We start from the raw sequence: 13,658 nt of genomic DNA, 5'->3' as shown, positions 1-13,658 counted from the left end.
CGGGCCTCGATGTAATCCGCTGACCTGCGCCTTATTCCTCGAACGAGCTTGACGCTCTGGTGACCATTCAGGTTTAGCAAGTCACGGTCTCACCTTTCGTTGTCATCATAACTCTTGCCTCAGCAATCTTTCTGTATTCGTCTTTTTTAATTAAGTTGAAGTAAATTTTTATCTGTGAAATACCTCAATAAGGCCTGACACTGACGTAATCTTTTTCATATTCCCGTTGATGAGCAATCAGTGCCCAGACCGTGCGAGCCAGTTTATTCGCCATCCCGACAATCGCAACACTAACCGGACGTCGTTTTTTCAGTTCGCTTACCCACTGGGGCGGTGTTTTCGTGCATAACGTGGCGACTCTGGCGCCATGGATAAACAGCGTCCTGAGATACGCATCCCCACGTTTACTGATGCCCAGTAACTTAACCCGGCCACCTGTTCCTGTTTGCCGGGGAACCAAGCCCAGATAGGCGGAAAACTCCCGGCCTGAACGGAAAGCAGTGGGATCCCCCATCGTAGCGATGGCTGCTGTAGCAATCAGAACACCCACACCCGGAATTTTCATGATCCGCTGACAATCCGCATGCTGATTTGCCCACTCAGTCAATTGTTTTTCCAGACCGTCAATTTCTTTATCAAGTTCACTCAGGCGATAATATTGCTCTTCAATCAGGCTGATCAGGAAGGGGGAGAGTGTTATCCTTAACCGCTCAAGCACCTCGGGTATCGCTTTGTCTAACGATGCCCGCCCCTTATGCACTGTCTCACCAAATTCCAGTAACAATCCATGCAATGCATTAATTTGCGCGGTTCTGAATTTCACTAACTGAGTACGCATCCGGTGCACAGAAAGTAGGGTTTGTTGTTCTTCATTTTTGATAGCGACGGGTTTACCCGGTTGCTGAACGGCCATCCAGATTGCCCTGGCATCCATGACATCGTTTTTGTTACCTATACGAAAAGCTTTAACAAATTTGGCCTGAAGCAAATGAACTTCATGCCCTAACTTTTTCAGCTCCCGTGCCCAATAGTGGGCACCACCACACGCTTCCATACCAATCAGACAAGGATCCCGGTTGCTGAAAAAAGTCAAAAAATCCCGTCGTCGTAGCTGTTTATCAATGATTTCACCGGTATATTCATCAACGAAATGAATTTGCATCAGATACTTTGCGATATCGACGCCAACAGGCGTATATTTCATGAGTGGATCCTCCAGTTATCAGAGAGCAACAGGCTTCTCATTTAGGCACTATAAGGCCGGAAATCTGAGAGGATCCACACCTTACCTCTCAATTTCAGCATAGTACCGAGGGTTACGTGGTTGGGATGCGTTCATTACATTCCTCATAAACAAAGTCAATAACCTGGCCGAACGGGATCAGTATCAGGACAGGGAACTACAACTGGTGATTGACGAAGGCCATATCACCACCACCAACCCGCTGTTATCGCCGTATATGACCAAGGTGGTGAAAATGTGGCGTAAACTCGGTGCCTGGCTGTGGCTCGCCACGCAAAACCTGGCGGATTATCCGGATACCGCCGAAAAGATGCTGAATATGGCTGAATGGTGGTTGTGTCTCACCATGCCACCGGATGAAGTGGAACAAATCGCCCGTTTCAAGAAGCTGACGGAAGAACAAAAGGCGGTGCTGCTTTCTGCCAGTAAATTACCCCGCTGTTATACCGAAGGCGTGGTGCTGGCGAAGAAAATTGAAGCCTTGTTTCGGGTGGTGCCACCGAGCCTCTATCTGGCTCTGGGCATGACGGAAAAAGAAGAAAAAGCCGAGCGTAGGGCATTGATGCGGGAGCATCAGTGCAGTGAACTGGAAGCTGCTGTTTTCGTCGCCAGAAAAATGGATATTGCGCGGGGGTTGAGGGGGAATGTTGTAAAACTCAGTATGGAAAAAGAAACGGGCTGATCATTTGACTCGTTGAGAACGAATAATAGCAGGATCCCAATGTCAGAATTGGGACCATTTTCAGCTTATTCGTTTTATTGGAATTCTATATTCATCTTCATTTTTTAAGACCCAGCTATTAATAGGCGAATTCATTGAGGTGAGGCAGCTCCACAGGGCTGATGACAAAAGTCAACCCATTGTTGCGTTGTTTCCAGACAAATCCGTAGCGAAATGCAATATCATTCGGAACACAAAAAACGCATGGCCCTTTAACAAAATCCCCTTCCCAGTCGTCAGCTATTGCTCTGGCTTCTTTCCAGTCGGCTAAAAATTCACTGAGAGAGCGAAATGTTTTATTTTCATATTCCCGTTTATCATCTTCCGATGATACTAATTTGGTAAGAGTTTCTTCTACCGTTGGCAGTAATTCCCAGCGATAATCTATTGCGCTTATCGTATATGTGTACCATTTATCAGACATATTCGCCTCCTTGTTGGCTTGTTTATACAGGTAAATACCATCCTACTTTTTGGCAGGTACCCAATGAAAATACTCCACACTTTAAATAAAACGTAAAAATATAGCTTATCGTAACATATTGATTAAAAATAATTATTCCATTTTATAAATTTAATTCATTAGCAATAGAAATTTAATTTTATTCATTAAAATAAGATTGTTAGATTTTTTTATGTCTTAACGTTTGTAAAAAATATGCCGGGGTTATCTACTAACTCACTCTATCCCTTGTGATACAAGGTTTTTTGACCCTTTTCCTGATAGGTTACTCATGTTTTTCACATTTGAATTCCTTATTTGTTTTAATTTTCACTGTCGGAAAAAGAATTGAGCACTGTATATGTGCTGTTTTTCCCGCATGTTACCGCTTTCATCATTAATGAAAAGGGTAACAGTCAGTGTTGCAAAAATTCCAATCCTCTCTGCCCGATAACGCGAAATGCCTGATTATCGGCCTGTTGAGTCTGTTGCTTAGTTTTCAGGGGCAGGCCACGCCAGAACAGCAAAACGAAGATAATCTTTCTGCCCACAAGCTGGCTGACATCACCTCACAATTAGGGCAGCAACTTCACCAATCGCAATCCCCCACCGACGCCGCGCAATCAATCGCTGCCCAGCAGCTGTCATCGGCAGTGACAGCCACCTTCACTCCCTGGCTCAATCAATTTGGCAATGTTCGGATCTCACTCCCTTTTGATCACACTTTTTCGTTAAAAGAAGCGGCACTGGACTGGGTACTGCCGTGGTATACCACGCCGGCAGACACCGCCTTCAGTCAGTGGGGAGTGAAAGCCGGACAGGGGCAAACAACGACCCATTTGGGGATGGGATACCGTTATCTGGCTGATAACTGGCTCTGGGGAGTGAATGCGTTCTGGGATGCTGAATGGCTGGCTCAGCACCATCGCTACAGCCTCGGGGTCGAAGCGTGGCGCGATAATGTCAAATTTTCTGCCAACCTGTACCAACGCTTATCCGGCTGGAAAGCGTCCCGAAAAGTCACCGATTATGATACACGGCCCGCCAATGGCTGGGATATCCGGGTAGAAGGGGGCTTATCCGCGTTGCCACACTGGGGCGGGCAACTGGTATTTGAACAATACGACGGGCAGGACGTGAATTTATTCGGTGACAGCAAACGTCAGCACAATCCCTACAGCCTGACGGCCGGGCTGAGCTATACGCCGGTGCCGTTAATCACACTGGGCGCGGATATCCGGCAGGGGAAGCAGGATCAGCGGGATAGCCGTTTTACGCTGGCGCTCAATTACCAGCTGGGCATCCCCTTATCCCAACAGCTCGATCCCAACGCTGTCGCACCGTTACGTAACCTGACATTCAAACGGACAGATTTTGTCAACCGTCGTCATGATATGGTGCTGGATCACCGGAAACAGACGCTGATAACACTGGATTTTCCCGACCAGCTCAGCGGCAAGGCCGGCAAAACGGTCACCTTTACCCCGCAGATCACCGCTAAATATCCGCTTGCGCGTTTAGAACTCCGGGCTGATGAGTTATACCAGGCCGGTGGCAAAATTGTTCACCAGATGCCCGATAAAGTGACGCTGCTTTTGCCGAAAGCCTGCGATAAAATGATCCGACTTGCCGGTATTGCCATTGACAGGCACGGTAACCGTTCCCTGCCATCGGAAACCACGATTTTCATCCAGCCGACGGAAACGCATGTGCAGGTCACCGCCAACCGGACGCAGGCAAAGGCAGACGGTCAGGACAGTGTGAGGTATACCGTGGTGGTCAAAGATCGTGATGGTGAGCCGGTTTCCGATCAGCCGGTGAACTGGTCAAGCGATAAAGGCGAGCTTTCACAAATCACACAGAAAACGGATGCACAGGGATTGGCAACGGTGTTGTTGCGCAGCCACCATCACGGGGAGCATCGCGTACAAGTCTCGGTCGGCGAGCATGTCACCGTGGCCCTGCCGGTGCATTTTAGCACGGCATTGAAATCGGTTATTACCGCAGACAAAATACAGGCCAGAGCTGATGGTCAGGATGCCGTGACGTTTACCGTCACCGTAAAAGATGCTGCCGGTATTCCCATTCCTCATCAGCCGATCATCTGGTACACCGACAATGGCGTCCTGTCATCCGCAGAGACCCGGGCCGATGCGCAGGGAGAGGCATACGTTCAGTTGACCAGTACCGTGGCCGGTGAGCACCGGGTATGGGCTCAGGTGGATGATGAAACGGTAACCGCCCCGACACTCTGGTTTGATGATGTGCTGGCCGCGACCTTTCGTGCAGATAAACCCCGCATTATTGCCAATGGTCAGGATAGCGCCACACTGACTGTAACGGTGAAAAAACTGACCGGTCAGCCCGCTGTCGGTCTTCCTGTCTGGTGGCGTTCAAACCACGGTCATTTTACTACCGCACAGATTCATACCGATAAAAATGGCGAAGTCCGCGCGACACTGACCAGCCAGAAGGCAGGCCCTGCTTCAGTGACAGCAATTATTGATGACTGGGAGGTTATTTCACCAACAGTGAAATTTATTCCACCATTGCGTGTCGCCGATACTGTTGCCGTTGACAGTCAGGGCGGTAATGCTAACCAGAAATCCTTTGGCTCCCGTGGGCCGACCGTGTTCTGGCGTGGTGCAAAATTTCGCATTATTACTGATGGTCATACAGGCCGGGTGAACTGGCAGAGTGATTCTCCGGCGGTGATAATATCCGGTGATACGGTGGTTATACAGCAACAGCCGGATGGCGCGAGACTGACCGGTACCGATGAAACAGGGCAGCAGGTGATACTGACCTTAACAAGCTATATCTGGTTCGAACGCTCCGGCCTGACAAAAGATTTTTATTTTAATGCCACGCAAATTTGCCAGTCACTCGGCAGCCAGGTTGCACCCAAATATGCGTTTGAACGGCTTTATGAAGAATGGGGCAATTTTCATTACTATGAGGGGTGGGTGAGGGAGTTTTATGTGGTTTCCACGGATTATCTGTCAACGTATGCCAGCCAGTCAGGTGGGCAGGTGGGCAGGTGAAGTGGGCCTACTCGGCAGGGCGAAACGAGTGGATGCGTAATGCCTGGGTTTGGCTGGCGTTTGCGTGTGGTGGATAATATTCATCTGTTATAAATGAGGCAGGTGGCTGTATTAAGCCACCACGCTTGAAAAAGGCGATTACACAAAATAGTAAATAGGGTCCTTTACAGGGTCTCTGTATGATTAAAATCCGTATATATCGGGTTCAGAAAGTTGTCGTAAAATATCCAAATGAATGTGCATATTCAGTTTTTTTACATTTTCAAGCTTAATTTCACCACCTAAAACAATAGCTGGTTCAAAACCAAAGATTTCATCAGTATTTAATGGACCATGTTTTTTAACTGCACGGGAAAAAATGCCAGTCTTTCCACTTCCTTTAAGATCAAGCGATTTAACGGATTTGTTGGCAAAGAAAGCAGCAATATCCAGATCTAATCTTTTTTTATCTTTTTTATAAAATTCTTTTTTGTCATAAATAATAGTATTAGATACACATGAAATTGATATGTTCCTACCCGTTTCTTGGCCACAAAGATAAAGTTTTCCAAAGTCATTTCTGGCAATAACATGATAGGAATCCATTGATTCAAATGGTGTGTCTTCCAGCCACATATCAACAATATCTTCATAATCATCCGGATTTACTATACTAAATAGCCCGTCTTTATAGCTGTTCCAGCCTTCCGTTTTCCAATAATACAATAACTGGTCTGGTAGTTTACCCAGCCATTTTTCTATAGCATCGGTAGGCACAACCTTATACTGAGTAGCTTCACCTAAATCATCAATAAGACATTTAAAATATTCATCACGCATGACTTATACCTGTTATAGAATAACTAAGTGACTGTTCTAAAAGTTACTTAGATTAATAGACTATTTGATAAATAATACTAAATCTCATCGATTTCAGGTGCAGGAAATTGTCGTAGAATATCTAGATGAATATATATATCCAGTTTTCTGATATTTTCAATTTCAACGTCTCCACCCAAAATTATGGCTGGTTCGAATCCAAACATTTTTTTTCATTTAATGGACCATATTTTTCTATGGCTCTAAATAGCTGTTCCAAATACCGCTCCAGTTGACGATTTCGAGTGGTTTTCGCTCAATCGACCATGGTAATCAGTGAAGCCTTGTGGTAACTGGGTTCTTTGCCTAGAGTGAATAATCCCTTATGCAGCACGATTCGACGTAAGGTGTAGCACAATTAGGAACAGCTATTTAGAAAAAAGCCATATATCATCACCCTCTTCAATATCAAAAGAATCAAGGGATTTACTTGAAAAAAAAGCAGCAAGATCAAGATCAGATTCTTGTTTATTTTTGTGATCAGCGTTCCCTTTTTCGTAATAAATAGTGTTAAATAAACACTCAACTATCAAATTTGTCCCAGTTTTTTCACCACACAAGTAAAGGTTACCAAAACTACTTCTGGCTATAACATGATAGGAGTCCATGTACTCAAAGGGGATATCCTCCAGCCACATATCAACGATACCTTCATAATCATCGGAGTTGACTATACTGAATAATCCATCCTTATAGCTATTCCAACCCTCTGTTTTCCAATAATACAATAATTTTTCAGGTAACTTTCCTCTCCACTTTTCTATAGATTCATTAGGTACAGCTATGTGTTGAGTCGCCTCTCCAAATTCGTCAATAAAGTAACCGAAATCATTATCACGCATTATTTATCTCTGCTAATAAGGTGATTCAAATAACTGCATAAGCAGTTATTTGAAGGAGGGAAATCATTATATAGGTGACATAGTCAAAATTCATGTATATCAGGTTCGGAGAATTGGCGTAAAATATCAAAATGAATATGCATGTTCATTTTTCTCACGTTTTCAACTTTAATCTCACCACCTAAAGAAATTGCTGGCTCAAAACCAAATATTTCATTTTCATTTAATAAACCATAATTTTCTATGGCTTTTGAAAAAATATTTGTGTTTGACTCTTCGGTTAGATCCAGTGAATCTATATTTTTACTTGAGAAAAAAGTGGAAATATCAAAATTTAACTCTTCTTTTGTTTTCTCTGAAGAGTCTTCTTTATCATAGAAAATAGTATTAAAGATACATGATATTGATAATATTGTGCCAGTCTTTTGCCCACAGAGGTAAAGTTCACCAAAACCGCTTCTGGCGATAACATGATAGGAATCCATAGACTCAAAAGGAGTATCTTCCAGCCACATATCAACGATATCTTCATAATCGTCAGGATTGACAATGCTGAATAAGCCATTTTGATAACTATTCCAGCCTTCTGTTTTCCAATAGTACAATAACTGCCCAGGTAATTTTCCCAACCATTTTTCTATAGATTCAACAGGTACAGCTCTATGTTGAGTTGCTTCTCCCCATTTTTTTATAAAATACTCAAAATCTTCATCACGCATTACTTATTCCTCTTCTTACGTTTTTGAGGTTTCTTTTTATTATTTCGGCACACTTCTAACTGAACATTCATCTTAGCGTCACTTAAACCGCTGTCAATGGCTTCTTGGGCTGCTTTATCTAATGTTGATATACGATAAGACCAGCTCTTTCCAATAGCGCTGTTCACGTTAGTACTACCGGCTCTTGTGGGCTTGGGATGATTTTGACCACCTGCCGACATATCCGGTTCGTGCAATGCAGCCAGCCCATCCATTATTTCATCAGTTTTGTTTTGTGCTAATTCTTCTGCTTTATCTGGTGAAATGCCTTTATTTCTTTGACTTTTGTATATTCGTTTGAATATCTTATCATTTAAAGATTTTCTAAACTTTTCTTGCGCAGGAGCAGCTGCGGTATTACGGCCAATTCCTTTTTTGTTATCCTCTTTTGCTTTTTTAAAAGCCGTTCTAGCAGCCTTAAACTCAGCAGGCGTCATTTCATTAATCGCATCTTGTTGCCTGCGAAGTTGGGCCTCGTATTCTTGTACATAGGCCTTTCTTTCTTTATCTGTTTTTAATGATTTATAATACTTTCCATTATAGGGATTAAAGCAAGCGGGTTTTGTTTTTTTAACGCCTTTGATTTTGCCCCCTTTATTTTGTTGATTCTCTTTTAGCTCCTTTTTAAGCTCTTCTGGGTTCTTTTAGGGTGTTTTTTCATCTCTTTTCTCTGCTCTTTCCTGTCTTCGCTTGGCTCGGGAGTTCTTCCGCGCTTCTCCCTTGCCGGAGAACATTGACATCACTTTTGATCCGCCCTTAGCGATGCCTTTAACCATTCCCTTGACTATTCCTTTCGGGTTCAAATCACCCACTACTGCACCGAGTTCCTGCTCCGGATTAGCTAATGTCACCCTGAGTACATCAAGATTACCGGTGTCTGCTCTTTCTCTGGCCTCTTCAGCAGCTTCCGTTAACACCTTTGCATGTTCTTTATTGCCGAAGAGTTCATACCACTTTGCCGCGTCTTCCATGTCACGAGCCGCCTCCCGTTGGGCAGCCGGATACGCAATTTCTACAATGTCTACCCCAAAATTCCAGGTATCTTTGGCCGCACCTTTCCCCATTTCGGCAGCACTTTTACCGCTTTCAACAGCTGCATTCTTCGCGCTGTCATAGGCGCGAGCGGAAAAACTTTTTTCGGTTTGTGTGCCGGATGTGAGTACAGGGCTTGCTTCACCGGGCGCTTTAGTGGTCTGAGGGGGTTGTCCGACAATTTCACCTATTGTGTTGCCTTCCCCTGTCGGGGAATCATTGCGCGCCTTTTTCTCCAGCAAAGGCTGATCACTCACTGTAGGCGGTGTTTTTTTTGTTTTTTGTGGTTTCTTGGCCATAGCCGTATCCTTATGCGCCGTTCATCCAGAATTTGTCACCGTGTCGCAGCAGAAGCCTGTTGCCTGCCCGGACACTTTTTGAGTGTTCTTTAGGATGGCACTTGCCTCCCACGGTGCCGCTTTTGATGCCATTGGCAACACCGGGTTGGTCGCCCAGTGTCTGAGGCACAAAGCTTTGTGCGAAAACCACCAGGGGTTTGCCGTTTGCCCGCACCGATTTGACCGGTACAGAGCTTTCTGCCAGTTTGGCCACGACCGGATAGGGAATGGGCGGTGTTGATGCCCCCATCGGGGTTTTGCATACATCCGGCACAATGCTGACGACCATCCATTGTGTTGCCGTTCGGGCGAAGTAGTTATCAGCCATAATGCAACTCCTTGCCATCGCCTAAATCGATCCTGACCAGAGGGGCATTCGGGTTCATCTCAAACCGCGCCTCCATCAATCTGATCGACTCGTCAATTTCGGCGTGATAGCGATAGGTCATTGAAAGGGTGAGCGCTTCGCTGTCGATAATTAAGGTATCCAAATACATCAGGTCAGGTATCATTTCGCCATTCATCATTCTCAGCAGCATAAAGGGCCGGTGTCCCGGTAGCTGTACTCGCAATATACCTTCACGGGTGAGGTGGAACAGGCTGATACGGATATTGTTATCGGGATGGTCGATTTGCTGGTCTTCCGGTGCGTTATTCCAGTAACCAAAATCAAAATCGTCAGGCAAATACGGATGGCGCTCTTCCAGCCAGGTTTCATCATAGGTGCCCGCTTTGGTTCGTCGGGGTAACCAGGGACGGCCAATGATACCAAAACCCGCAGGTTGGCAGCTGGGATCGGTGATAGGCGTTGGCGGTTCTGTGTTGTAGGAGAAGTTTTCCCCGGTGACAGGTGCAAATGGCGTCTAACCATATAAAGGATAAATGTCTTCCAACGAGCGTTGTTGCCGCTGTTTCAGTTCTGGAATGATTTTATCCGTGATGGTGCTTATGATATGCTCAATGGGAGTTTATTCCCATTGAGATATATTATTTATTTTTCAGCAGTAAAACCGACTTCTATGAAAGAGAATTTTTATTATTGCTAATGTTTTATTGTCACGTTTTACTTTATTAAATCATAATCAATCCTCTTTCCTCTTTCCTCTTTCCTCTTTCTATTCTACCATTAGGATACATAACCTTTGATTGTTCTTTGTTTTTTGAAATAATAATTATTGGCATTTTAGATTCATCTAAAATAGGATTGTAACTAATTTTTCCTTGTTCATTAATTTTTTACCTGAAATTTAGTTTCACTCACGCCAGTTTTTCTATATAAGCCTATTTGATTTGTCTGGGTATTCAATTAAATACGGGTATATAATTGTATTGTAAATAATGTTATTATTTATATATTTTGGTAATTTTTGAATGTCGTCATGATCAATCACCGTTACATTAATGCCAACTCCAGCAGCTAACTCAGCACCTTTATCTAGATAATTCCGATTATTAGCATCTAATGCTAAATTAATAATTTTAACTTTCCAACCCCACCATCAACAGGGATTTTTTTCTTAAAAATTCTTGTGGTTGGATCTGCTGAAATATTTATGTCATTTACGTAATGATGTTTAGGGGTCATGTATACATTATAAGGTGAGCTACTAAAAGAAAATTTAGAATTTAAACATTTATTGGATATATATTCAATGGTTAGTCTAGGTTTAGTGTTCTTAGGTATAATTCCTTCAAATTCAATCCATTTGGATGTAGTCGGTGGGTTGAACGGTGCAATTTTATCGATTAAAGTATCTTTAATATCTGAGGCTGTATTTAAAGCAAAGTCACATCCAGATAGTAAAGGTATTGATAATCCAATTAATAAAGCCAATTTCATTTTTTCACATTATCACATTCTTATGTTGGTAATATTGTTTTAAATCAAGACCATAATCGTTATTTGCCATAGAGCTTTGTGTTTATCCCACTTATTGTTGCAAAAGAGGAATAACTCGGTTTGCATCGGAGAAAGTTGCATTTCAAGCTTCACTCAGCCCATTGATAGATTTTTAGAATCCTATAAATGGGCGGTATAATAAATTTTCTATTGAAGTAAGTGGTTATTTATCTCCCCATTTAAATTTTCAATAAGATACTTACCATCTTTGTATGTTTTTTTTTATAGTATTTAATTTATCTATTGTTGGAGCGTAATTAATATAACCATTATCACCTTCTTTTATCCATAAACGATATTTATTATATTTTTGTGGTGATGAAAATATAATAGATGGGAAATCAATGGAGTTATCATAGACAGTATGAAAAATAGGTGTGTAATTTATGACGTTATCTTCATATTTTTCTTTTAAATTTGGGTTTATTATAACGTCATTTATAAAAACAGTTAAAACTCCACTTACATATAAATTTGTATCTTTTGTCGCAAGAGGATGACTAGTGTAAGCAAGTCCAATATTAATCTCACTTAATTTCCATTCGCACCAACCACCTCCATTAAGAGGGATTCTTGTTTCAAATTTCTGACCATTTTGATCTGATAAGGCCCATTTGATTTCTCTTGTTCTACCATCTTTTCCAGTAGGACGAAAACTTGAATTATAGTGCGTCCTAGCACATTTGTCAGATATGTATTTAGCAGTAATATGGGTTTTAGTATTTGATAGAGAAATATTAGATACCATAACAAATTGGCCATCATTTTGTGGGTTGATTGGAGAATATTTATCAAATTTTTCATCTAAAAATCCATCGCATCCAGTTAAATTAAAAGATAATATAGCAATAACTAGAATTTTTATCTTACTCATGTAACATTCCTTATTTAATCTTTATATGATGATCACAAATATCAACGCCGTGTTACCTTAGATCGTTTTTTGTTCATGATGCATCTTATTTATTGTTGAATGTTAGAATATAAAAAAACAGAATTGCATACAATTTAAACTAAAAAAACATGAATTACTTCCAAATGCAATCTTTTTTCCATATCATAAGCACCAAATTCACCTCAAACTATACTAGTTTGCCTCTTTTATCTATATATGAAAAACCATAGTGTCTTGCTCCTTGTGAAATAACTTCATACTCCCCGCCAATCTCCTCTTTAATTGCCTTTCTCCATACAGTTTTATACTGATACGGCCTATCCTCAGATAATATTTCACAAAATCTTCCTTAATAAAAACAATCGGTATAGCCATATGGGAAGCCTCATACTTGATATAGCCAATTCTGACATTATCTTTTTTTGAATACATATCTACAAATTTTATATTGATTGGTTTTTTAGTATCTGAAGTAAAACAACCAATCAATATAGACCATTAAGAGGCATATGCATTGGTAGATAATATAATAAACTCTAACGATATGATTTTTTATACACTTTAAAATCCCTCAAAATTCTTATTGTTTTTATATTTATTATAGTACTACAATATTTTATTTATACCCTACCTTTCTTGCTTAAAAATTAAAATAATTATTAATAAATTACTGCTTCTTACAAAAACAATTACAAATGAGAACAATTAACTAACCAACATAACTTTACAACATAACTTTACACATTCGTTATTACCTAATAGCTCACCTCAATATGTATTGAGGTGAGTAAATCAATCTCATCAATCCTATTACTTACAGACTCTTCTAATTAATAGTTAGATTATCTATTTTTTGATAATCAATATAATCTGAATTGCGATTTATTTCTCCATTAGGGTATCTTACAAAAGAATTTTCTCCTGAAATGAAAACATGAGTAACCTTTGATTCATTTAATTTTGGGCTATAATAAATATAACCATTAGTGTTTTTGGGTAATGACATATTATGTTTCTCACCTCTATGTGGCGATATAAAGAAAACTCTTTCATATTTTTCTGATATCTTTTCATATACAGGATATATTCGTTCTATGTAATTAATAGATGCATTGGATTTAATTTTATTGTTATTGCTTTCATTTTCTATATTAATGAATAAATTTGAACTTTCACTGAGTTCAATATTTTTATTGATGAAATGATCCTTATTGTAAATGAGACCAATAACGATCTGATTTAGTTTCCAATCACACCAACCTCCGCCATTTAATGGAATCTTACTTTCAAAAGTATTATTTCCTTTATTTTCAATGTCCCATACTGTTTTTGATTTTTTATCCCGGTGATTAATTTTCGTATAAGCTGCATTTAAAGACATTTTAGTACACTTGGTGGAAATAAATTCAACTCTAACTCTAGGTAGAGTGTTAAGTGGCAATTTGCTAGAAAAAATAATAGACTGTCCTTCATTTTTAGGATTCAGTGGGAAATATTTATCAAGTTTAGAGTCTAGTATTTCCCCACACCCTACTAAAAAAGGAGAGAAAATGAATATAAAAGTTAATTTCATGTATTGCATATA

14 protein-coding genes and 1 pseudogene are annotated in these 13,658 nt (G+C 40.9%); 2 read left to right on the top strand and 13 right to left on the bottom strand.

Going from position 1 to position 13,658, the window contains the following annotated elements; all coding sequences use genetic code 11:
* Positions 1-184: 184 nt before the first annotated feature.
* On the bottom strand, positions 185-1,204 hold the full coding sequence (locus tag Xsze_RS19880; protein WP_099139172.1) for an IS110 family RNA-guided transposase: 1,020 nt from the start codon (positions 1,202-1,204) through the stop codon (positions 185-187).
* Between the two features lie 142 nt (positions 1,205-1,346).
* Here Xsze_RS19880 and Xsze_RS19875 point away from each other — a divergent pair.
* Positions 1,347-1,925: pseudogene (locus Xsze_RS19875) on the top strand (conjugative transfer ATPase); the annotation flags it as partial.
* 118 nt (positions 1,926-2,043) lie between these two features.
* Here the strand turns inward: Xsze_RS19875 and Xsze_RS19870 are convergent.
* A complete protein-coding gene (locus tag Xsze_RS19870; protein ID WP_051462519.1) occupies positions 2,044-2,388 on the bottom strand; it encodes a hypothetical protein in 345 nt (114 codons plus the stop codon).
* Between the two features lie 437 nt (positions 2,389-2,825).
* Here Xsze_RS19870 and Xsze_RS19865 point away from each other — a divergent pair, with 437 nt between their 5' ends.
* A complete protein-coding gene (locus Xsze_RS19865; RefSeq protein ID WP_244431847.1) occupies positions 2,826-5,450 on the top strand; it encodes an inverse autotransporter beta domain-containing protein in 2,625 nt (874 codons plus the stop codon).
* Between the two features lie 183 nt (positions 5,451-5,633).
* On the opposite strand, the gene Xsze_RS19860 is transcribed toward Xsze_RS19865, so the two are convergent.
* The 11 genes from Xsze_RS19860 to Xsze_RS19805 form a co-directional block, all read right to left on the bottom strand.
* The gene (locus tag Xsze_RS19860) at positions 5,634-6,269 is read right to left on the bottom strand and encodes a GAD-like domain-containing protein (protein WP_038240711.1); all 636 of its coding nucleotides are present in this window, start codon (positions 6,267-6,269) and stop codon (positions 5,634-5,636) included.
* A gap of 77 nt (positions 6,270-6,346) precedes the next feature.
* Positions 6,347-6,475, bottom strand: coding sequence for a T6SS immunity protein Tdi1 domain-containing protein (locus tag Xsze_RS23430; protein WP_084616346.1), 129 nt, complete (start codon positions 6,473-6,475; stop codon positions 6,347-6,349).
* A 201-nt stretch (positions 6,476-6,676) separates the two neighbouring features.
* A complete protein-coding gene (locus Xsze_RS19850) occupies positions 6,677-7,150 on the bottom strand; it encodes a GAD-like domain-containing protein (protein ID WP_038240724.1) in 474 nt (157 codons plus the stop codon).
* A gap of 83 nt (positions 7,151-7,233) precedes the next feature.
* Positions 7,234-7,869 carry a GAD-like domain-containing protein gene (locus Xsze_RS19845; protein WP_038240712.1) on the bottom strand — a complete coding sequence of 212 codons (636 nt, stop codon included), beginning with the start codon at positions 7,867-7,869 and terminating at the stop codon, positions 7,234-7,236.
* Positions 7,869-8,492: a polymorphic toxin type 15 domain-containing protein gene (locus Xsze_RS19840; RefSeq protein WP_084616348.1), complete on the bottom strand. Its 624-nt coding sequence runs from the start codon at positions 8,490-8,492 to the stop codon at positions 7,869-7,871. The genes Xsze_RS19845 and Xsze_RS19840 overlap by 1 nt, the downstream gene beginning before the upstream one ends.
* 60 nt (positions 8,493-8,552) lie before the next feature.
* Positions 8,553-9,239, bottom strand: a complete 687-nt coding sequence (locus Xsze_RS19835; protein WP_038240713.1) for a hypothetical protein — start codon at positions 9,237-9,239, stop codon at positions 8,553-8,555.
* A gap of 10 nt (positions 9,240-9,249) precedes the next feature.
* On the bottom strand, positions 9,250-9,606 hold the full coding sequence (locus Xsze_RS19830) for a DUF4150 domain-containing protein (protein ID WP_038240714.1): 357 nt from the start codon (positions 9,604-9,606) through the stop codon (positions 9,250-9,252).
* A complete protein-coding gene (locus tag Xsze_RS19825) occupies positions 9,599-10,081 on the bottom strand; it encodes a DUF2169 domain-containing protein (RefSeq protein WP_084616350.1) in 483 nt (160 codons plus the stop codon). The genes Xsze_RS19830 and Xsze_RS19825 overlap by 8 nt, the downstream gene beginning before the upstream one ends.
* A 662-nt stretch (positions 10,082-10,743) precedes the next feature.
* Positions 10,744-11,118 (bottom strand): hypothetical protein, encoded by a 375-nt coding sequence (locus tag Xsze_RS19820; RefSeq protein WP_038240715.1) that lies wholly within the window; start codon positions 11,116-11,118, stop codon positions 10,744-10,746.
* 259 nt (positions 11,119-11,377) lie between these two features.
* On the bottom strand, positions 11,378-12,052 hold the full coding sequence (locus Xsze_RS19815; RefSeq protein WP_038240716.1) for a hypothetical protein: 675 nt from the start codon (positions 12,050-12,052) through the stop codon (positions 11,378-11,380).
* A gap of 847 nt (positions 12,053-12,899) precedes the next feature.
* Positions 12,900-13,655 carry a hypothetical protein gene (locus Xsze_RS19805; RefSeq protein WP_099139171.1) on the bottom strand — a complete coding sequence of 252 codons (756 nt, stop codon included), beginning with the start codon at positions 13,653-13,655 and terminating at the stop codon, positions 12,900-12,902.
* Positions 13,656-13,658 lie beyond the last annotated feature (3 nt).

The sequence above is a fragment of the Xenorhabdus szentirmaii DSM 16338 genome, assembly GCF_002632585.1.
Taxonomy (GTDB): Bacteria; Pseudomonadota; Gammaproteobacteria; order Enterobacterales; family Enterobacteriaceae; genus Xenorhabdus; species Xenorhabdus szentirmaii.
Note: the sequence above shows the minus strand (reverse complement) of the source record. Positions and strands in the feature narration are given on the sequence as shown.

Coding starts and splice junctions, on each gene's coding strand:
- Xsze_RS19820 (WP_038240715.1), bottom strand. CDS start 11,118: ATGAAATTGGCTTTATTAATTGGATTATCAATACCTTTACTATCTGGA.
- Xsze_RS19815 (WP_038240716.1), bottom strand. CDS start 12,052: ATGAGTAAGATAAAAATTCTAGTTATTGCTATATTATCTTTTAATTTA.
- Xsze_RS19870 (WP_051462519.1), bottom strand. CDS start 2,388: ATGTCTGATAAATGGTACACATATACGATAAGCGCAATAGATTATCGC.
- Xsze_RS23430 (WP_084616346.1), bottom strand. CDS start 6,475: ATGTTTGGATTCGAACCAGCCATAATTTTGGGTGGAGACGTTGAAATT.
- Xsze_RS19860 (WP_038240711.1), bottom strand. CDS start 6,269: ATGCGTGATGAATATTTTAAATGTCTTATTGATGATTTAGGTGAAGCT.
- Xsze_RS19880 (WP_099139172.1), bottom strand. CDS start 1,204: ATGAAATATACGCCTGTTGGCGTCGATATCGCAAAGTATCTGATGCAA.
- Xsze_RS19830 (WP_038240714.1), bottom strand. CDS start 9,606: ATGGCTGATAACTACTTCGCCCGAACGGCAACACAATGGATGGTCGTC.
- Xsze_RS19835 (WP_038240713.1), bottom strand. CDS start 9,239: ATGGCCAAGAAACCACAAAAAACAAAAAAAACACCGCCTACAGTGAGT.
- Xsze_RS19850 (WP_038240724.1), bottom strand. CDS start 7,150: ATGCGTGATAATGATTTCGGTTACTTTATTGACGAATTTGGAGAGGCG.
- Xsze_RS19805 (WP_099139171.1), bottom strand. CDS start 13,655: ATGCAATACATGAAATTAACTTTTATATTCATTTTCTCTCCTTTTTTA.
- Xsze_RS19845 (WP_038240712.1), bottom strand. CDS start 7,869: ATGCGTGATGAAGATTTTGAGTATTTTATAAAAAAATGGGGAGAAGCA.